Raw genomic sequence first — 19,736 nt, forward strand, 5'->3', positions numbered from 1 at the left:
AGGCCGCGCAACTCGACTTCTGCGGCATCCAGAAGATGGTCGATGCCGCCGGGCTCCACAGCGGCGTGGACAACGCCCAAATCAACATGCACCAGCTGGGCAATCTGCTGGGCGCCATCGGCGTGGCGCCTCTCCATCTGGCCAACGCGTTTGCCACCTTCGCCAACGACGGAACCTACTGCACGCCGATTGCCATTTCGGCAGTGAACGACGCGGCGGGACAGAAACTGCCGGCCGAGACCAGCTCCTGTCACAAGGCGATCAAACCCGAGGTCGCCCGCGGGGTGAACGCCGTGCTGCAGGACGTGCTCAAACGCGGGTCCGGCGTTTACATCAAGCCCAAGGTCCAGGAGCGGTTCCCCGTCGCGGCCAAGACAGGCACGTCCAACACCAACGGCGCCACCTGGGTCGTGGGCTACACAAGCGGCCTCGCGACGGCCTCCTTCTTCGGCGACGCCCTGGAGGGCCAGAAGCGGCCCGGACAGAACATCACCGTCAACGGCAAGTTCTACAAGGCCATCGACGGATACATGCTCGCCGGCCCGCAGTGGGCGAACTACATGCTGGCGGTCGCCCGTTACTACCCCACCGCCCCCTTCCCGGCGCCGCCGGAGTCCATGACCCGGTCGCCCTTCGCGAGCCGCACGCCTCCTACGACCCGCACGCCGTGCTTCCCCGGTGTCAATGGTGCGTTGTGCCGCTGACACTGGCCCGAAATGCTCTGGATCCAAAAGCGCACTCTATGCCATCGGGCTTGGAGCCTCTATCCTCTTGCCATGGGAGACGGGGCCAATTTTCCGGCGAGGGGAATCGCGCCACCGCGCGCGGGTGGCTCATGAATCCCGATAGCGCCCAGCCCCACGACAATTACGATGCGTTCCTGTCGAGGCTGGACGCCGCCACCAGCAGCCTGAGCACCCGGGCCGCGTCGCTGGACAAAGCACTGGCAGCCGTTTCCCTTCTCTTGGGACCATCTGAGTCCGCCGTCCGGAAATGGGAACGACGGCGCCATTACGTCAGTGAGCAGCTCGCCGTTCACTCCGGGTCCCCGCAGTCCTACACCGCGCTGTGCGAGCTCCACGTCGTGGCAGGAAAGATGGAATCAATGCTCCGCGGCCGTGTCCAGCGTGTCACCGAGAAGCTGGCGGTCATGCAAGGGCGCCGTGAGGCCATCGACAAGTCACTGCTGGAGCTTGAGCTGAGCAGAATTAAGCTGACGTCGTCCCGGATGCTGTCACAGGACCGCGAAAAGTTGAGCAGCATCTTTTCCGAAATCGCCGGCTCCACCGCGGCCACAGGAGCCATTCCCGATATGGGGTTGCTGGGCGATCTCAAGGAAGCCCGCGAGGCAATCATCCTGGCCGAAGCGCTCATGGAAGTGAAGGGGTACTAATCATGGAAATTTCACGGCGCGATCAGCCCCGGAAGGACATCGTCGCCCTCGTTCGCTGGTCAAAGAAACCGGGCGAAAACCCCGTCTTCAAGTTCATCATGTCGAGTATTTTGGGGCTGATCCTGTGCCTGTTCCTGATGATCTTTCTGCCCTTCCTCAGAAGCTTCGGTGCCCTGGTTTTGTTCACCCTCTTCTTCGCCGCGCTTCTGACGGTGCGCACCGTCATGGCCCAGCAGCGCTTCCTGCGGGGGCTGACTAAGAGGATCAATGACACCCTCGCCGAGGTCACGAGCAGCCCGGGTGACCAATTGTCGGTCAGGCAATTCCGGCACATGACCAAGACCGGCGAGCAGCTTCCGCTCCTTGTCAGCGGCGTACCCGGGCTGAACCTGCATGTGGCCCGGGCGTCAACACTGGAAAAACATGCCCCCGGGAAATGGGTTGCGGTCTTCACGGTTGTGCCTCCGGAGAACGGAACCGCCAGCTTCGACCGCCTGGTGGCGGCAGCAGTCAACGCCGGCCCCGGTACCACCAGCGCGAAGGCGTCCTAGCGGCGGGAACGTGCCGCCGTCGTTGCTCCACATCATTCAGCCCCGCTGGTGGCCGCCCGGCCATGGCGGTCGAGTGGGACGTTCTGCCCTAGCGTCCGGGCACCAAAGACCCAACAGTGAGGACATGACGACCACGTCGGGCGGCAGGCGATGCCTGCTCCGCAACTCGCGGGTTTCAAGGCCGGCCCCGCCGCCCGCCAGCCTGCCCGGGCATGCCAGGTGCCGGTGTGCGTCCCTGTCTTCTTCCCACCATGGAGCCCAGGGAATTCAGCGACTTGGTTCCGGGGGCCACAAATGACGCCAATTCAACATGTTGACCGGGTGAGTGCCGAGGACATGATGTCACTGGACGCCGATATTGGTTCGGCGCCAATGCAAGTCGGGGCCATCCTCATGCTCAGCGCGGAAAGCGGCGACGATCCGGTTAACCTCCAGGAATCACTGGCGCTTCGGCTCGGCGCCGTCCCCCGGCTGCGTCAACGGCTGGTCTCCGTCCCCTTCGGCTGCGGGCGGCCCATTTGGGCGGAGGATTCCGGCTTTGATCCAGCACACCACCTGGGCGTGATCGCCTGTCCGGCCGGCGGCGAGGAAGCCGTGCTCAGCATTGCAGCCGAAATGCTCGCAGCGCCGCTGTCCCGCGACCGTCCTCTCTGGTCAGCCAAGCTCATCACCGGCGTGAGCCCGGAGCAGTCAGCGCTTGTTTTCGTCTTTCATCATGTCCTCACAGACGGAATTGGAGGTCTCGCCGTCCTGGAGGCCCTGGCCGCCGCGGAGGACGGATGGGATGGTCGCCGGGAGCCAGAGATTACGTACTCGGCGCTGCACCTGGCCATTGATGCTGCAAGGAGCCGAATCAACGCACTGGCCAGACTGCCGGCCGCACTGCGGACCGCAGCCGCCGGTGCCTCCGAACTGCGGCAGACGGGCAAACCCCGGGCTGCCCGCACCTCACTCAACCGCCCGACAGGTCCGCAGCGGACGCTTGCCGTCCTCCGCTGCGACGTGGAGGCAGTCAGGACCGCCGCGCACCTGCAGGGAGCGACTGTCAACGATCTCATCCTCACCTCCGTCGCGACGGCCCTGCACCGCCTGCTGCTGGCACGGGGCGAAGACGTCGAAGAGTTCGTCATCTCCGTGCTGTTTTCGGCACGCCGCAACACGACAATCACCTACCTGGGGAACCGGAGCGGGATCATCCCGGTGACCGTTCCCGCGGTCGGTCCGGCCAAGGGACGGGTGGCAACTGTTGCCGCAACAATGAGGAGTGTCAAGCAGCGGCCTCCCGGGGCCTCCACTGCAATCATCGGCCCCATCTCCCGGGCCGCGGCGCACCTTGGCGCCTACCGCTTCGTCATAGACCACCAACACCTGGTCCATACATTCGTCACTAACTTGCGGGGGCCCGAACGGGCCCTGGCGATCGCGGGCAGGCCGGTGACCGGGATCATTCCCCTCGGAGCGATCAGCGGCAACGTAACCGTTGCCTTTGCAGTCCTCTCCTACGCCGGGGCGCTGACCATCACCACAATCGCCGATCCCGAGGCGTGCCCGGACCTGATACGACTGCGTGACGAGCTATCCGACGCACTGGAAGCTCTGGTGGCGACTCGGCGTTCCTGAGCTTTGGCCCACGAATGTCCCCGGCGCCCTGCTGCAGATCTGGGCCTGGAGTGTCCCAGCGCGGGACCGACCGTTAGCTGTCGGGGTCCGGGCCCGGGGCCAGTGCAGGTCGCAAGCGCACACCGGATGACCGTGGACATCCGGACGCGGCTGTTCCAGAATCGGGATGTGCCCCCGACCGAGCAGTACGGGCTTGTCTTCGACGGTGACCTGCCGCCGATGCGTTCGCTGCGCACAGCGTGGCTGCTGGCATTGTTCCTGGGCTTCGCCGGCGCCGACAGGTTCTACCTCCACAAACCGGTAACCGGCACCCTGAAGCTGTTGACCCTGGGCGGTGCCGGCCTCTGGTGGCTCATTGACCTGCTCCGGATTACCAATGAATACGCCACCGACGGGGCATCCATGCCGTTGGCCGGGACCAACTCCCTGCGCCGCGGCCTGCGCCTGGCCTCGACTGTCCTGGTCATCACCCTCGCCGGCGCGGTGGTCTGCGTCAGCGCCGCCCCCGTCACCGGTACTGTCACCGCCACAGTTGCCGCGATGAACGCACTGCTGCATCCGGCCCCGCCGCCCCCGGCGAAGGAATGGGTCACCGTCGCGGAGGCCTCCGCCACGAAACCCCCGGGCCCGCTCGTGACCCTGACCGGCAGGCTCCACATCGAGTACACCTTCACCGGGGCAGCCGTCGCCTATCTCCAGCCTGTGAAAGGACCGGCCCTCACCGTGCTGTCCCTGGCCAAGGCCGGCGCCGGGGCGATCGGCATCAGCCTGGCCCCGGGGACCTACACACTGATCGTCAGCACCACCGGAACCCTCTGGCACCTCACGGCCCAGGAATACAGGCTCCCCGGCTAGCGTCACAGTGCGCCGCCACACCCCCCGGGCTACGACGACAGGGGGACGACAGGGGAAGGAACCGGACCTGACCGTCGGCTCTGAACCTCTTCCCTATTGAAGGGCCGCGGTCAGGCGCGCCAGGTTGTCGAATACTTTTTGGGCTATGGGCCGCCGGATCCAGTCCTCGAGCTCCAGCTCGCGGCTTTCCACGCGGTACCCGTCTTCGATCCCGCGAATTGCGTCAACAAAATCGCGCCCGTGTACAAGTACCGATACCTCCATGTTGAGGCTGAAGGAACGCACATCCATGTTGCTGGACCCAATCACCGCAACCTCCTCATCGATGGTGAAGTGCTTGGAGTGCAGCACCTTGGGCGACCGGTAAAGATAAATCCTGACGCCCGCGCGAAGCAGTGCTTCGTAGTACGAACGCTGAGCGTGATAGACCATGCTCTGGTCCCCCACCTCGGAAACAAAGAGCTCGACGCTTAGCCCCCGCCCGGCTGCCGTGACAATGGCCATCAGGATGGATTCGTCCGGGACAAAGTATGGACTGGCGATGCTGACGCGACGCTCAGCTTTGTGGATAAGCGTCGCGTAGAGCTTCAAATTGTTGTCGTTGTCGAAGCTGGGGCCACTGGGCAGGACCTGTGCGTCGACGAGCGCAGAATGATGGCTGACGCCTATGGCGCTGGAATCCAGGGGCAGTATCACATCCGTTTCGCTGTACCAGTCCGTCGCGAACACCGCATCCAGCTCCCGGACCACAGGTCCCTCAACGCGCATCATCAACTCGTGCCACTGGAGCCCGCGCTTCAGGTTGGCCTTCGTGTCGTAGCTCGCGTCGATGACGTTCTGGGACCCCGTGAATCCCACGCGGCCATCGACGACGCAGATCTTCCGGTGATTGCGCAGGTCTGGCCTCTGCCATTCGCCACGCCACGGCCGCACCGGCAGCATGGGGCGATACTCCGCCCCTATCTCCTGGAGGAACTCCAAGGTTTCTTTCCGGCCGGGGAACTTCAGGCCAGCCAGATGATCGGACAGAACCCGCACGTCAACGCCGCGTCGTCGCGCCCGGGCCAGCGCCTGAAAATACGGCTCTGTGGTTGCGTCCAAAACCAGGATGTAAAACTCAACGTGGACATAACTCGTGGCCGAATCAATGTCAGCGATCATGGCATCGAAAGCTCCGTTGTAGTCGCCCAACAGGGTCGCACTGTTATTGGCGACCATAGGGAGCGCCCCGAGGTTGCTGTTCAGCACCACGGCCGAATGCAGCCAATCCGGCCAATCAAGCCCGCGGCTAACGAGCGGGCTGCCTTCAGTCCGCGCCAACACAAGAGCGTTGACTTCGCGCTGCTTTTCCCTGCGTGCCTTGGGCAGTTTCGAGTAACCAACAAAGAAATACGCGACGGCACCAAGGATCGGTATGAAAACTATGGCGAGCACCCAGGCAATGGCAGAGGATGGGCGGCGATTCATCGACACCAGGACAGCTGCGACGGTCACGAGCAGTATGTGGGCCGCCAGCAGGAGCAAGGTAAACGATTCGGCGTCCTGGAAGAATCCGCGCACGGCTGCCTAAACGTACTTCAAGGCGCGAACGCCGTCCGACCAGCACCTGGCTCTTGGTTCCGTCAAAATATCCCAATAGTTTTCCCGGAAACTCATTTGTTTTTCCTGCTCTCAAAGATGCGTTCTCGTTTCCGGGACGGCCCTGTCCCTCAGCCCTGCCTATGGCGGGTATGACCATTGTTTGCATCAGGCCCGGCATGGGCCTCACCCGCGGCGGGTGAAATTCCGGAAATGCCTAGCGCGAGTTGCGAGTCGTGTTCGACCAGCTGGGCCTGCATTCCCGCCAGGTTCCCGCCCTTCTCGCGAGGTGCAGGACTTTTGGAATGGTCCCGTGGCTGCGCCCGCGCTCAAGCAAACGGGCCGGACCCCGCATAGGGGTCCGGCCCGTCCACTGTTTGAGAGTAGCGAGAGCTTTCTAGGAGAGGGCTCCGTCCGCCTTCACGGCAAGGACGGGCCGGTCGGCCTGCATGAGGATGCGCTGGGCGTGGCTGCCCAGGATGAATTTGCCGACCTGTGAGCGGTGCCGCAGGCCAATAACAATAAGGGAGGCGTTCACCTCGCGGGCGACGTCAAGGAATTCATCGGCGAGGTCCTCACGGTACGGCGGTTGGATCACCGTGGCCCTGATGCCGGCCTCCGTGGCCCGGCGACCGGCCTGCTCCAGGATGTCGGACGCGGCCACCGACTTGTCCACCAGGGCGCCTTCGCGGGCCGAGTTGACGATGACCAGGTCTTCCTTCCGGAGCACGGCTTCGGCGATGCCGGCGGTCAGCGCGGCTTCCCCTGCCGGGGTGGGGACGAAACCGACGATGATGCTCATACCTTCTCCTTGATTTTCGTGATGACGGGTTGTCCGACTGGCACTGTCTTCCGTTTGGCCAGCACGGTCCGGATGCCCGGAAGCACCGCCACCAGGACGAACACGATGAGCAGCGTCGCGGAGATGGGGCGGGTGAGGAAGCCCGTGGGGTCGCCGCCGAACACGAGAAGTGAACGGCGCAGCGAGCTCTCCAGCAGGGATCCGAGGACGAAGGCCAGGACCAGCGGCCCGGGTTCAAAGCCGAACTTCTTCATCAGGTATCCGACGATCCCAAACACCACGACGAGCGTCACATCGAACATGCTGTTGTTGATGGTGTACGCGCCGAGCAGTGTGATGAGCGCGGTGACCGGGGCCAGGATCGCGGCCCGGACGCGGAGGATCTTTACGAAGATTCCCACGAGCGGCAGGCTCATGATCAGCAGGAGGATGTTGCCGATATACATGGAGTTGACGACGCCCCAGAACAGCTCGGGGTCCTGCTCCACCAGTTGCGGCCCCGGTGTCACGCCCTGGATCAGCAAGGCACCGAACATCAGCGCCATGGTGGCGTTGGCCGGGATTCCGAGGGTCAGCAGCGGAATGAACGATGACGTTGCCGCGGCGTTGTTTGCCGTTTCCGGCCCGGCGACGCCTTCGGGCGCCCCCTTACCGAATCGTTCCGGCTGCTTTGCGCGCTTCTTCTCCATTGCATAGGAGGCCATCGATGCGATGGTGGCGCCCCCGCCGGGCAGAATCCCGAGGAAGAACCCCAGGACCGAGCCGCGGGTGATCGCGCCGGAGGCCTGCTTGAGGTCCGTGCGTGAAGGCCAGACGTTCGTGACCTTGGACGGCGCCTTGGCGGCCCGGTGCCGCTCCTCGAGGTTGTAGAGGATTTCACCCAGGCCGAAGACGCCCATGGCGATCGGTACAAAGTCGATTCCGTCGGCCAACTCCAGGTTGCCGAAGGTGAAGCGGCTTTCGCCGGTGAAGATGTCCCGGCCGATCGTTGCCAGCAGCAGTCCGACGGCGGCGGCGATGAGTGCCTTGGTCTTGGCGCCGTTGCTGATGGTGGCCACCAACAGGATGCCGAGCAGTGCGAGGGCCGAATATTCTGCCGGGCCGAAGTCGAGGGCAAAGCTCGCCACGACGGGGGCCAGGAAGGTCAGGCCGATGATCGAGGCGGTTCCGCCGATGAACGAGCCGATGGACGCCAGGCCGAGTGCGGTGCCGGCCTTGCCCTGTTTGGCCATCTGGTAGCCGTCGAAGACTGTCACCACTGAGGATGCTTCGCCGGGAAGCCGGAGGAGCACGGAGGTAATGGTGCCGCCGTACTGTGCCCCGTAGAAGATTCCCGCGAGCATGATGATGGCGGTGACGGGTTCCACGTTGTAGGTCAGCGGCAGCAGGATGGCGATGGTTGCCGCCGGCCCCAGGCCGGGCAGGACACCGATCAACATGCCGATGACGACGCCGATCAGGCAGTACAGGAGGTTGCTCGGCTCCAGGACAACGGCGAATCCGTTGATCACGGGATTTAGAAAATCCACGGGGTTCTCCTAGAAGAGGTGGGGAATGGAGGTGTTGAGCGCCAGGACGAAGATGGCATAGAACGCCGCCACGACGATCGCGCTCACCAGCACGGTGGAGCGCCACGTTTCGCCGCCCAAAAAGCGCATCCAGATGACGCATAGGACCAGGGCGGGAAGTTCAAAACCGATGACGGGCATCAGCGCCACCATGGCGGCGAGGGTGACGAGCCCGGTGAGGGGTGCCAGGGACATGCGGGTGAACTTCTCCGCGTCCCGGTTGTGCCGTCCGATGATCAACTGGAAGAGTCCCAGGACCACCATGACGCAGCTGATCATGAACGGCCATAGCCCAGGCTGCGGGGCTGCCGGAGTCCCCAGGCCCATCACAACGGACAAGACCAGGGCGCCGGCGCCGACGCCGAGGACCACAAGGGAGGACGCCGTGTTGGCGAGCGCCCCGGCGGCGGGAGGCTTTTCGTCCTCCCACTGCGCGGCGAGCTGCTCCGGCGTCAGGTCCTCCAGATTGTCGTCGGCAGGAGTGTCGGGGGCGTCCCCGCCGGTGGGGGCGGCCGGGTGGCGTCCCCCTCCGGCGGGCACTGCAGGGGTTATCGTCACTTGGATCACTTCGTCCCGCTGAGGCTGATGTCGTACTTCTCCACCAGCGACTTGTACTTGGCGGCGTAGTCCTTCCACTGGGTGACGACTTCCTCGCCGGAGATTTCTTTCGGCGTCAGCATGTTCTTTTTGTTGAATTCCTTGTACGAATCGGACTTGAAGGTCTCCTGGATGGCAGCGAGCAGCTTGTCCTTTACGTGCTTGGGTGTCCCCTTGGGAGCGGCGACAGCGCGATACTGCGCCACGGGAACGTCGTAACCGGACTCCTTGGCCGTGGGCACCTCCGGGAGGAACGAGTTCCGCTCCTCCGAGAAGACGAGCAGCGGCGCTACCTTCCCGGCCTGGATCTGCGGCATGGCCTCGCCAAGCTGGATAGTGGACACTTCGACCTGATTGCCAAGGACGGCGGTGAGGGCAGGCTTGCCGCTGTCGAACGGAACATCGGTGCCCTTGACGCCGGCTTGCTTGAAGAGGACGGTCTGTGCCAACTGGCTGCCGGTACCCACGCCGGTGGTGCCGAAGGTGATGTTGCGCCCGGCCCCAGTCAGGTCCTTGATGCTGTTGAAGCCGGAGGCCTTGCTGGCGACCAGCACGTAGTCGTCCTGGGACAGGCCGGCGATGATGTCGAGATCGTCGATGTTGACGGCCTCATCCGCGGTGACCGCAAGCGGGGTGATCGTGACAAGGGAGGCCGTGACCAGCAGGAGGTTCTGGCCGTCGGCAGGTTTGCCGGCCACTTCCTTGGTCGCCAGGGCCCCGTTCGCTCCAGGCTTGTTCACCACAGGCATCGGGGCGCCGAGGGACTTGGACGCGCCCTCGGAGATGGCGCGGGCAATCAGGTCGGTGCTACCACCGGCGGCCTGGCCCACGGTGAGGTTTACAGGCCCGTTCGGATATTTTGAAGAATCGGAACTGCCGCCGGCAACATTGCCGCAGGCCGTCAGCGCCAAGAGCGTGACGGCGGAGGCCGCCCCAAGTACGGTGCGGCGCGAAGGGAAGTGCATCATTGAAACTCCTCATTGATGGTCAGGGCCAGCGCCCCGGAAGCATGTGAACCGCGTCACTGCCGGTTCGCTGTGTCGAGTGTAGGGAGGGGCTATGATGCATGTCTAAGCCCAAATATGCATCGAGTGATACCGGGAAGGCATCATGTTTACGTTTGACCAGTTGGCCGGATTCATCGCGGTGGCCGAAGAACTCCACTTCGGCCGCGCCGCGGAACGGCTGAACATGACCCAGCCCCCGCTGAGCCGGCAGATCCAGAAGCTGGAGAAGACCGTGGGCGCCGAACTGCTGGAACGGGACAACCGGAGGGTCCAGCTGACCCCGGCCGGTACCGCCTTCCTGGACGAGGCCAGGCGCCTGCTGGCCCTCGCGGAACGGGCGCCGGTCACCGCCCGCCGGATCGCGTCGGGCCGCTCCGGCCTGCTGCGAATCGGCTTCACCGCAGCCAGCGGGTTCAGCATCCTGGGGCCACTGCTGGAGGAGATTTCGGCGATTCTCCCCGACGTCGACGTCGACCTGCAGGAACTGGTGACCGGCGAACAGATCCAGGCGCTGGAAACGGGAGAACTGGACCTGGGGCTGGCACGCCCGCCGTTCGACAAGGACGTTTTCGATTCACGGCTTCTGTACCGCGAATCCATGATGCTGGCAGTCCCGGCCGGCCACCGTCTGGCCCGCCGCGGCGGAATGGTTGGGAACGAGGAGCTCAAGGACGAGGCCCTCATCATGCATTCGCCGCTGCAGGCCCGGTACTTCTACGACCTCGTGATCCGCATGCTGCCGGTGCAGCACGGGAACGTCGTCCATACCGTCAGCCAGATCCTGACCATGGTCTCGCTGGTGGCCGCCAAACGCGGCGTCGCCTTCGTGCCCCGGTCCGCCACAGCACTCGGGATCCAGGGGGTTGAATTCCTCCCGCTGGCCAGCAGTCACGGCGAGCCCGTTGAGCTCCATGCCATCTGGAGCCGGAAAGTGAGCAATCCCGCCCTGTCGCGGCTTCTCGGCAGCCTGGACTTCCAGCTGGACTGAGACCACGGCAATGCACTGAAGGTATCAATGCATTCAATAATGCACTTGGACAGGCATGAGGCGCCAAACCTAGGGTGAAGGGGAACCGCACTTCCCCGCCAACTCGGCGCATACCCGCAAGGACCATACCGTGGCAAAATACACACCCCAGGAACTGGCAAGCGTCCTCAAAGACGGCCTGCTCTCCTTCCCCGTCACCTCGTTCGATGCCGAGCTCCAGTTCGACGAAGAGAACTACCGCAAACACCTCGCCTGGCAGGCCAGCTTCCCGGTCGCCGGACTCTTCGCGGCCGGCGGAACCGGGGAGGGCTTCTCGCTGACCCCGGCCGAGTCCGAGCGCGTCGTCCGCGCCGCCGTCGGGGAAGTCGGCAGCATCGTCCCGGTACTGGCGTCCGCCGGCGGCTCTACCGCCCAGGCCATCGAAAACGCCCGCGCCGCCGAGGCCGCCGGTGCCGACGGCATCCTGCTGCTCCCGCCCTACCTGACCGAAGCAGACCAGGGCGGCCTGATCGACCACGTCAGCGCCATCTGCCGGTCCACCTCCCTCGGGGTCATCATCTACAACCGTGCGAACGCGATTTACAAGGACACCACGGTCGCCACCCTGGCCGACCGCCACCCGAACCTGATCGGCTTCAAGGACGGAGTCGGAGACCTCGAACACGACGCGCGCGTCTACGCCAAGCTCGGCGACCGCCTGTTCTACCTCGGCGGCCTCCCCACGGCCGAGACGTTCGCCCTCCCGCTGCTGCAGCTGGGCATGAGCACCTATTCCAGCGCCATGTACAACTTCGTGCCCCAGTTTGCGCTGGACTTCTACCAGGATGTCCGCAACCACGACCGGGTCGCCGTCAACCGGAAGCTGAACGAGTTTGTGATCCCCTACCTGGACATCCGCGACCGGGTGAAGGGCTACTCCGTCTCGATCGTCAAGGGCGGACTCGACGCGATTGGCCGCTCCGCCGGCGGGGTCCGCCCACCACTGCAGAACCTGGCGCCCCAGGACCTCGCAGACCTCAAGTCCCTTATCGCCACCGTTTCCTAGGAGGACGCACCGTGACACTCACCGGACGCTCACTCATTGCCGGCCAGGCCGTCGCCGGGGACGGCACGACGGCGCACGCCTTCAATCCCGCCACGAACGAACGGCTCGAACCCGGCTATACGCTGCTCACCGAGGAACAGCTGAAGGACGCCACCGCTGCGGCCGCCGCGGCCTATCCCTCCTTCAGCACGCTCCACCCGGAAACCCACGCCCGGTTCCTCGAGGCCATTGCCGGGAACATCGAGGCGATCGGTGAGGAACTCATCACCCGAGCGGGCCAGGAGACCGGACTGCCGGCCGCAAGGCTCCAGGGCGAGCGGGCACGCACCACCGGCCAGCTCCGGCTCTTCGCCGGCGTCGTCCGCCAGGGCGACTTCCGCGGTGTCCGGATCGACCCGGCGCTGCCGGAGCGCAATCCGCTCCCCCGCGCCGACATCCGCCAGCGGCAGATCCCGCTGGGTCCCGTCGCCGTTTTTGGTGCGAGCAACTTCCCGCTGGCCTTCTCGACGGCAGGCGGCGACACCGCCTCCGCCCTCGCCGCCGGCTGCCCCGTGGTCTTCAAGGCCCACAATGCGCATCCGGGCACCGGCGAACTCGTCGGCCAGGCCATCGCCAAGGCCGTCCGCGACACCGGGCTGCACCCGGGCGTGTTCTCGCTGATCTACGGTCCGGGCAGCAGCATCGGCCAGGCGCTCGTCGCCGATCCGGCCATCAAGGCCGTCGGCTTCACCGGATCGCAGTCCGCCGGCATCGCGCTGATGCGCACCGCCGCCGCCCGGCCCGAACCCATTCCCGTCTACGCGGAAATGTCCTCGCTCAACCCGGTCTTCGTCTTCCCCGGCGCCCTCGCCGGCAGCGCCGGTGAAATCGGCGCCTTGGCGCAGCAGTACGTTGCCGCCGTCACCGGCAGCTCCGGGCAGCTGTGCACCTCCCCCGGCCTCCTGTTCGCCCCCGCCGGCCCGGCTGGCGACGCCTTTGCCGCCGCCGTCGGCCGGGCCGTGTCCTCCTGCGCCGGGCAGACCATGCTGACCGAAGGCATCGCCGGGTCCTGGCACGCCGGAGCCGAGGCCCTGGGTTCCGCCGGGAACGTCAGCGTCGTCGGCCAGGGCGCCGACGGGACGACGAACAACGCCCCGGCCCCGGCCATCTTCGGCACGTCCGTCGCCGAGTTCGTGGCCAACCCCGTCCTGCACCAGGAAGTCTTTGGCGCCGCCAGCCTGATGATCCGCTACGCCACCGCCGGGGAGCTCGTTGACGCCGCCCGCCGGCTCGAAGGCCAGCTCACGGCCTCCCTGCAGCTCACCGAATCGGACTACCGCGCCGCTGCCCCCCTCATCCCGGCCCTGGAGCAGAAGGTCGGCCGGATCATCGTCAATGGCTGGCCGACCGGCGTCGAAGTTGGCCACGCCATGGTGCACGGCGGCCCGTTCCCGGCCACCTCCGACACCCGGACCACCTCCGTGGGTACATTGGCAATCAACCGGTTCCTGCGCCCCGTCGCCTACCAGAACCTGCCACAGGAACTGCTCCCGGCGCCGCTGCAGGACCCCAACCCGTGGCGGCTAAGCCGCCGGATCGACGGCGTCGTTCACGTCCCGGCGGCACAACAGACGGCAATAGAGAAAGCAGAGGTCAACGCGTGAGGACGCAGCCCACCATTACCCACGTTGAAGTGGTCCCCGTTGCCGGGCACGACAGCATGCTGATGAACCTCAGCGGTGCGCACGGCCCGTTCTTCACCCGCAACATCGTTCTCATCACCGATTCGAATGGCCGCACGGGACTCGGCGAAGTGCCGGGCGGGGAAAAGATCCGCGCCACCATCGAGGAGGCCGGCACCTTCCTGGCCGGCCAGCCGGTGGCCCGCTACCGCTCCCTGCTCCGGGACGTCGCGGCGAAGTTCGCCGACCGCGACGCCGGCGGCCGCGGCCTGCAGACCTTTGACCTGCGCACCACCGTCCATGCCGTCACCGCGATCGAATCCGCCCTCCTTGACCTGCACGGTCAGTTCCTCGGCGTCCCCGTCGCGGAACTGCTCGGCGACGGCCAGCAGCGCAGCTCGGTCCCCATGCTCGGTTATCTGTTCTTCATCGGCGACCCCGGCCGAACGGATTTGCCGTACCTGGTGGAGAACGCGCCGGCGGACCGGTGGGAAAAGCTCCGCCGGCACGAGGCCATGGCACCGGACGCCGTGGTGGCACTGGCCGAGGCCGCCCAGGAACGCTACGGATTCAGCGACTTCAAGCTCAAGGGCGGCGTGCTCTCCGGCGACGCCGAGGTGGATGTGGTGACGGCCTTGGCCAGGCGTTTCCCGGAAGCCCGGATCACCCTTGATCCCAACGGCGCCTGGCTCCTGGAGGAGGCCATCCGGCTGGGCAAACGCATGCAGGGCATTGTGGCCTACGCCGAAGACCCCTGCGGTGCGGAGGGCCGCTTCTCCGGACGCGAGGTCATGGCCGAATTCCGCCGCGCCACCGGGCTTAAGACCGCGACGAACATGATCGCGACGGACTGGCGGGAAATGTCCCATGCCATCCGCAGCAACGCCGTGGACATCCCCCTCGCGGACCCGCATTTCTGGACCATGCACGGTTCCGTCCGGGTGGCCCAGATGTGCGCCGAATTCGGCCTGACCTGGGGATCGCACTCGAACAACCACTTCGACATCTCGCTCGCCATGTTCACCCACACCGGGGCCGCCGCCCCGGGCGAGATTACGGCGCTGGACACGCACTGGATCTGGCAGGACGGCCAGGGGCTCACCAAGGACCCACTGCAGATCAAGGACGGTGCGATCAGGGTTCCGGACGCTCCGGGCCTCGGAATCGAGCTGGACCGCGACGCCCTGGACAAGGCACACCAGCTGTACCTGGAACACGGCTTGGACGCCCGCGACGACAGCATCGGCATGCAGTACTACATTGACGGCTGGTCCTTCGATCCCAAGCGGCCCTGCCTCGTGCGGTAGAAAGCAACCATTCCGTCTGCACGGCCGGGCCTCGTCCTCAACAAGAGGCACGGCCGTGCAGAGCCACGCGTACACAGATTATTAGAAGGACCAATCTTGGGCGGCGTTCTCACCGGCATACTGATCGTCGCCTCGGTCATCGCCGTCGGATATCTCGCGGCCCGGCTGCGGATCCTCGGACCGGAGGTCCAGGGCGCCCTGACCCGCACGGCCTTTTACGTCACCAACCCGGCACTGCTGTTCACAGTGGTGGCCGGCAGCGATATCCGGGCCGCACTCGGAACTGACGCCCCGCTGGCGCTGCTTTCCGCGGTGGCCGTGGGGTTGCTCTACTCCCTGCTGAGTTTCCTGTTCTTCCGCCGGCCGGTGGCAGAGACAGCCGTCGGCGCGATGGCCAGCAGCTACGCGAACGCCAACAACATCGGGATCCCCGTCTCCCTCTACGCCGTGGGAACGGCCCAGCATGTGGCTCCCGTCCTGTTGGCCCAGATCCTCGTCTTGGCGCCGGTGTATCTGACCCTGCTGGGTGTCGCGTCGGGGTCCCGGATCTCGTGGCGGAAACTGCTGCTTCAGCCCTTAGCCAACCCCATGATCATCGCCTCCGGCCTGGGCGCGGCGGTCGCACTGATCGGCTGGACCGTCCCGGAACTGCTGCTGAAACCTGTCGACATGCTCGCCGGCGCCGCCGTCCCCATGGTGCTGCTGGCCTTCGGACTGTCCCTGGCCGGCAAGGCCCCGCTGCAAAGGGGCGACGGGCGCACCGAATCGCTCGTCGCCACGTTCCTCAAGATCGCAGGCATGCCCGTGATCGTCTGGGCGCTGGGCCGCTTCGTCTTCGGCCTCGAGGGGCAGCACCTGCTGGCCATCGTGATCATGGGGGCGCTGCCCACGGCCCAGAATGTCTTTCTCTTCGCCTCCCCGTACCAGCGCGGCGTGATCGTTGCCCGGGACGTCATCCTGTGCACCACCCTGCTCTGCGCCGGCTCTTTGCTGGTCATCGCCTGGCTGCTTGGCTGACTGCGGCGCAACACTGTTCCAGCACTTGTGATACAAGTAACTAACTTGTAGTCTAAGTTGAGCGGGGCGGAGTTGCCTCGCAGGAACTTCAGGGAGAACCATGACCAGCGTTGATCTCATCCGCCATGTAAAGCTGTCCACGGCCAGGCTTCCACTCGCCGTTCCTATCAGTGACGCGAAAGTGTTCACCGGACGCCAGAAGCCGATGACTGAGGTCGTGTTCCTTTTCGCCGAAATCACCACCGAACAGGGCCACAGCGGAATCGGCTTCAGCTACTCCAAGCGCGCCGGCGGGCCGGCCCAGTACGCCCACGCCAAGGAAGTCGCCGAGGGCATCATCGGCGAGGATCCGAATGACATCGGCCGGCTGTACACCAAACTCCTCTGGGCCGGGGCGTCCGTGGGCCGCTCCGGCGTGGCCACCCAGGCGCTGGCTGCAATTGACATCGCGCTCTACGACCTCAAGGCCAAGCGCGCCGGCCTGCCGCTTGCCAAGTTCCTGGGCGCCTACCGTGACTCCGTGCAGACCTACAACACGTCGGGCGGCTTCCTCAACGCCTCCCTGGCCGAGGTCAAGGCCCGTGCCACCGTCCTGCTGGACGAAGGCATCGGCGGCATCAAGATTAAGGTCGGCCTTCCGGACACTGCCGAGGACCTGCGCCGCGTCGCCGGCATCCGCGAACACATTGGCTGGGACGTGCCACTCATGGTCGACGCCAACCAGCAGTGGGACCGCGCCACCGCACTGCGGATGGGCCGCCGGCTGGAAGAATTCAACCTCATCTGGATCGAGGAACCGCTCGACGCGTACGACTTCGAAGGCCACGCGGACCTCGCCCGCGCCTTGGACACCCCCATCGCCACGGGCGAGATGCTGGCCTCTGTCGCGGAGCACAAGGGCCTGATCAGTGCGAACGGCTGTGACATCATCCAGCCTGATGCCCCGCGCGTCGGCGGCATCACCCAATTCCTGCGCCTCGCCGCCCTGGCCGACGAGCGCGGACTCGGCCTCGCCCCGCACTTCGCCATGGAAATCCACCTCCACCTCGCCGCCGCCTACCCGCACGAGCCTTGGGTGGAACACTTCGACTGGCTCGATCCGCTGTTCAACGAGCGCCTCGAAACCAAGAACGGCCGCATGCTGGTCCCGGACCGCCCCGGGCTGGGCATCTCCCTCAGCGAGCAGGCGCGCGCCTGGACCACAGAATCTGTGGAATTCGGCAAGTAACCTTGAAGCCATGAGCCGGAACCTGACCGCGGACCTCGCAAGCGATCTTCGCCGCCGCATCGTCGACGGCGTCATTGCGCCGGGCGCAAAGCTGCCCAGCGAAAACACCCTGATCAGCGAATTCGGCGTGAGCCGGACCGTGGTCCGTTCGGCCCTGACCCGGCTGCAGGCGGAGGGGCTCGTGCAGACCGAACGCGGGCGGGGCAGCTTCGCACTGACCCCGCCGCCGGACGGCCCGCAGCAGTCGGCCGGCAGCCGCCCCGTGGCCAGCCTGGAAGACCGCCTGTGGCAGCTGGAGTTCCGCATCGCGGTGGAGTCCGAGGCGGCCGCCCTCGCGGCCCGGAACCACACAGACCGGCAGCTGAACGCTGTCCGGAAGGCTTTTGCAGACTTCGTGGACAGCGCAGCCCACCCGGGACACGCCATGAAGGCTGACTACGAGTTCCACCGGGCCATAGCCGCAGCCTCCGGGAACCCCTTTTACTCCGACTGCCTCGCCTCCCTGGGGCCGACCATGATCGCGATGCCCCGCGGCCGGCTTGTGGGCGGCGGTGAGCCTGAGGCGCGCGGGCATTTCGACCAGGTGGTGCAGGAACACGAATCAATCGTCGCCGCCATCGCGGAGGGCGACGGACCGTCGTCGTCGGCGGCGATGCGGAGCCATCTGGCAAATTCCCGACGGCGGCTGCGCGCCGCCGCTCCCGGCAACGGCTGACCCCAGGGCCGGTCGTCGGGAGGGGACTTCCAGTCCCTCAAGGTATCCAGCGATGCAATTAATGTGTTGGACGGGCATTACTACCGCCGAATAAAGTGGAGAATCGCTGTGGCGAGGGCCACAATCAACTGCCCGCCCCGGCCGACCAGCTTCGCCAATTCAAAGGAAATCTCCATGCAGTCTGTCGACAACGCTGTCACGGACGTGGCCTCGGCCACGAAAAAGTTCTTCAAGCGGGTGCTGCCCATCATGCTCGTCATGCTGGTCTGCAACCAGCTCAACCGGTCCAACATCGGCTATGCCCAGGAGCATCTGCACGCGGATGTGGGCATCGGCGCTGCCGCCTACGGGTTCGGGGCCGGGCTGTTCTTCATCGCCTACGCAATCTTCGAACTGCCCAGCAATGTGATGATGGAGAAGTACGGCGCCAAGGTCTGGCTGGCCAGGATCATGATCAGCTGGGGCATCGTCTCTTTTCTGATGGTGTTCGTGCAGAACGAGACCATGTTCTACGCCCTGCGGTTCCTCCTCGGCGCAGCGGAAGCCGGTTTCTTCCCCGCCGTCATCTTCTACTTCGCCCGCTGGGTACCGGCCGGGCACCGGGGCAAAGCAACAGCGATCTTCATCGCCGGCTCCTCGGTCGCCGCGGCACTCTCCGGCCCGATCGCCGGAATGCTGCTCAGCCTCCACGACGTCCTGGGATTCCGCGGCTGGCAGTGGCTGTTCGGCTTCGAGGGGTTGCTTTCCGTGGTTGTCGGCATCGCGGTGTTCTTCGTCCTTGACGCCAGGATCGCGGACGCCACATGGCTGACAGCGGGCGAGAAGTTTGCCCTCACCGCGGCGATTGCGGACGAGGACGCCCAGCACGCCGACGCCTCAGGCGGAAATCCCAGCGGGAAGATCAACCGCTGGAAGATGCTGCTGAACCCCCAGATTCTCCTCCTCTGCGGCATCTATTTCTCCGTGCAGCTCTCCATCTACGCCAACACGTTCTGGCTGCCCAGCATCGTCAAGCAGATCCCGGGGACCACGGACCTGAGCGTCGGATTCCTCTCCGCCATCCCCTGGGTCTGCGCCGTGATCGCCATGTACTTCGCCGCCAAGTGGCAGGACAAGGCCAAGTCCAAGCGGCCCCTCCTCGTCGCTGCGCTCCTGGTCGCCGCCGTCGGAACGCTCGCAGCCGCCGTCGCCTCCCCGGTCCTGGCCCTCGTATTCCTGGCCATCGCCGCCATGGGATTCAAGAGCGCGTCACCGTTGTTCTGGACCATCCCCCAGTCCGGCCTGCACCCCCTCATCCTTGCGCCGGCAATTGCCATCATCAACTCCCTGGGCAACCTCGGTGGATTCGTGGCCCCGTTTGGCTTCGGCATCATCAAGGAGCAGACCGGCAGCGTCATACCGGGCCTCTTCGCCCTCGCAGCGGCATCGACAATCGCCGCCGCGCTCGTGTACTTCCTCAAGGAGCGCCAAACCGATACCGCGGCAGGGCCCGCAGCTACACCCGAGGAGGCGTCGCCGTTCGCAGCGGCCGCCAAGTAGGCGGGCATGGAAAGGAAAGGCAGGCACCCGCCGGGCGCCTGCCTTTTCCATCGCCCATGCCGCGCTCAGTGGCTCTTGCGTGCGTCCTGCAGGTGCCGGTCGAGCTTTTCTTCGGCTTCGCGGCGCCGCTGACCGATGATGCGCAGCTGCTGCGTGATCGGATTTCCGTAACCATCAACGTCGCGGTGATGCGTGCCCTTCGGGCGCTCCGGGCCGGAGGGCAAGGTCACCCGCGGTTCAGTATTTTCGCCCATACCGGGATGAT

General features: G+C 65.5%; 19 protein-coding genes. 13 read left to right on the forward strand and 6 right to left on the reverse strand.

The genetic code is table 11. The features are described 5' to 3' along the window. The 5 genes from B5X90_RS19860 to B5X90_RS21445 all read left to right on the forward strand — a co-directional run. Nucleotides 1-704, forward strand: a 704-nt coding sequence (locus tag B5X90_RS19860; RefSeq protein WP_256860355.1) for a penicillin-binding transpeptidase domain-containing protein, incomplete at its 5' end; no start/stop codon positions are given. A 131-nt stretch (nucleotides 705-835) separates the two neighbouring features. Next, nucleotides 836-1,393 (forward strand): hypothetical protein, encoded by a 558-nt coding sequence (locus tag B5X90_RS19865; protein ID WP_079555624.1) that lies wholly within the window; start codon nucleotides 836-838, stop codon nucleotides 1,391-1,393. A gap of 2 nt (nucleotides 1,394-1,395) precedes the next feature. Beyond that, nucleotides 1,396-1,944: a hypothetical protein gene (locus tag B5X90_RS19870; protein WP_079555625.1), complete on the forward strand. Its 549-nt coding sequence runs from the start codon at nucleotides 1,396-1,398 to the stop codon at nucleotides 1,942-1,944. 294 nt (nucleotides 1,945-2,238) lie between these two features. Further along, entirely contained in the window at nucleotides 2,239-3,564 is a 1,326-nt protein-coding gene (locus B5X90_RS19875; RefSeq protein WP_179129248.1) for a wax ester/triacylglycerol synthase domain-containing protein, read from the forward strand. 168 nt (nucleotides 3,565-3,732) lie between these two features. Continuing rightward, nucleotides 3,733-4,419, forward strand: coding sequence for a TM2 domain-containing protein (locus B5X90_RS21445; protein WP_256860356.1), 687 nt, complete (start codon nucleotides 3,733-3,735; stop codon nucleotides 4,417-4,419). Nucleotides 4,420-4,512: 93 nt separating this feature from the next. On the opposite strand, the gene cls is transcribed toward B5X90_RS21445, so the two are convergent. The 5 genes from cls to B5X90_RS19905 all read right to left on the reverse strand — a co-directional run bounded on the left by cls (nucleotide 4,513) and on the right by B5X90_RS19905 (nucleotide 9,932). After that, nucleotides 4,513-5,979 carry a cardiolipin synthase gene (gene cls / locus B5X90_RS19885; RefSeq protein ID WP_079555627.1) on the reverse strand — a complete coding sequence of 489 codons (1,467 nt, stop codon included), beginning with the start codon at nucleotides 5,977-5,979 and terminating at the stop codon, nucleotides 4,513-4,515. A gap of 415 nt (nucleotides 5,980-6,394) precedes the next feature. Further along, entirely contained in the window at nucleotides 6,395-6,799 is a 405-nt protein-coding gene (locus B5X90_RS19890) for a universal stress protein (protein ID WP_018773269.1), read from the reverse strand. Then, on the reverse strand, nucleotides 6,796-8,328 hold the full coding sequence (locus B5X90_RS19895) for a tripartite tricarboxylate transporter permease (protein ID WP_079555628.1): 1,533 nt from the start codon (nucleotides 8,326-8,328) through the stop codon (nucleotides 6,796-6,798). The genes B5X90_RS19890 and B5X90_RS19895 overlap by 4 nt, the downstream gene beginning before the upstream one ends. Before the next feature lie 9 nt (nucleotides 8,329-8,337). Next, nucleotides 8,338-8,925 (reverse strand): tripartite tricarboxylate transporter TctB family protein, encoded by a 588-nt coding sequence (locus B5X90_RS19900; RefSeq protein WP_256860357.1) that lies wholly within the window; start codon nucleotides 8,923-8,925, stop codon nucleotides 8,338-8,340. A 5-nt stretch (nucleotides 8,926-8,930) separates the two neighbouring features. After that, nucleotides 8,931-9,932: a Bug family tripartite tricarboxylate transporter substrate binding protein gene (locus B5X90_RS19905; RefSeq protein ID WP_079555630.1), complete on the reverse strand. Its 1,002-nt coding sequence runs from the start codon at nucleotides 9,930-9,932 to the stop codon at nucleotides 8,931-8,933. A gap of 142 nt (nucleotides 9,933-10,074) precedes the next feature. On the opposite strand from B5X90_RS19905, the gene B5X90_RS19910 reads away from it, so the two are divergent. From B5X90_RS19910 to B5X90_RS19945, 8 genes are all read left to right on the forward strand, one after another. Continuing rightward, nucleotides 10,075-10,959: a LysR family transcriptional regulator gene (locus B5X90_RS19910; RefSeq protein WP_079555631.1), complete on the forward strand. Its 885-nt coding sequence runs from the start codon at nucleotides 10,075-10,077 to the stop codon at nucleotides 10,957-10,959. A 130-nt stretch (nucleotides 10,960-11,089) separates the two neighbouring features. Next, nucleotides 11,090-12,004, forward strand: coding sequence for a 5-dehydro-4-deoxyglucarate dehydratase (gene kdgD, locus B5X90_RS19915; protein WP_079555632.1), 915 nt, complete (start codon nucleotides 11,090-11,092; stop codon nucleotides 12,002-12,004). Between the two features lie 11 nt (nucleotides 12,005-12,015). After that, a complete protein-coding gene (locus tag B5X90_RS19920) occupies nucleotides 12,016-13,647 on the forward strand; it encodes an aldehyde dehydrogenase (NADP(+)) (RefSeq protein WP_079555633.1) in 1,632 nt (543 codons plus the stop codon). Then, on the forward strand, nucleotides 13,644-14,972 hold the full coding sequence (locus tag B5X90_RS19925) for an enolase C-terminal domain-like protein (RefSeq protein ID WP_143264839.1): 1,329 nt from the start codon (nucleotides 13,644-13,646) through the stop codon (nucleotides 14,970-14,972). The genes B5X90_RS19920 and B5X90_RS19925 overlap by 4 nt, the downstream gene beginning before the upstream one ends. 96 nt (nucleotides 14,973-15,068) lie before the next feature. Continuing rightward, a complete protein-coding gene (locus tag B5X90_RS19930; protein ID WP_079555634.1) occupies nucleotides 15,069-15,989 on the forward strand; it encodes an AEC family transporter in 921 nt (306 codons plus the stop codon). 100 nt (nucleotides 15,990-16,089) lie between these two features. Further along, the gene (locus B5X90_RS19935; protein WP_079555635.1) at nucleotides 16,090-17,217 is read left to right on the forward strand and encodes an L-talarate/galactarate dehydratase; all 1,128 of its coding nucleotides are present in this window, start codon (nucleotides 16,090-16,092) and stop codon (nucleotides 17,215-17,217) included. A 10-nt stretch (nucleotides 17,218-17,227) separates the two neighbouring features. After that, nucleotides 17,228-17,932 carry a FadR/GntR family transcriptional regulator gene (locus tag B5X90_RS19940; RefSeq protein WP_079555636.1) on the forward strand — a complete coding sequence of 235 codons (705 nt, stop codon included), beginning with the start codon at nucleotides 17,228-17,230 and terminating at the stop codon, nucleotides 17,930-17,932. Between the two features lie 174 nt (nucleotides 17,933-18,106). Continuing rightward, the gene (locus B5X90_RS19945) at nucleotides 18,107-19,471 is read left to right on the forward strand and encodes an MFS transporter (protein ID WP_079555637.1); all 1,365 of its coding nucleotides are present in this window, start codon (nucleotides 18,107-18,109) and stop codon (nucleotides 19,469-19,471) included. 65 nt (nucleotides 19,472-19,536) lie between these two features. On the opposite strand, the gene B5X90_RS21100 is transcribed toward B5X90_RS19945, so the two are convergent. After that, nucleotides 19,537-19,725 carry a hypothetical protein gene (locus B5X90_RS21100; RefSeq protein ID WP_143264841.1) on the reverse strand — a complete coding sequence of 63 codons (189 nt, stop codon included), beginning with the start codon at nucleotides 19,723-19,725 and terminating at the stop codon, nucleotides 19,537-19,539. Nucleotides 19,726-19,736 lie beyond the last annotated feature (11 nt).

The sequence above is a fragment of the Arthrobacter sp. 49Tsu3.1M3 genome (genome assembly GCF_900168135.1).
In the GTDB taxonomy this organism is placed as follows: domain Bacteria; phylum Actinomycetota; class Actinomycetes; order Actinomycetales; family Micrococcaceae; genus Arthrobacter.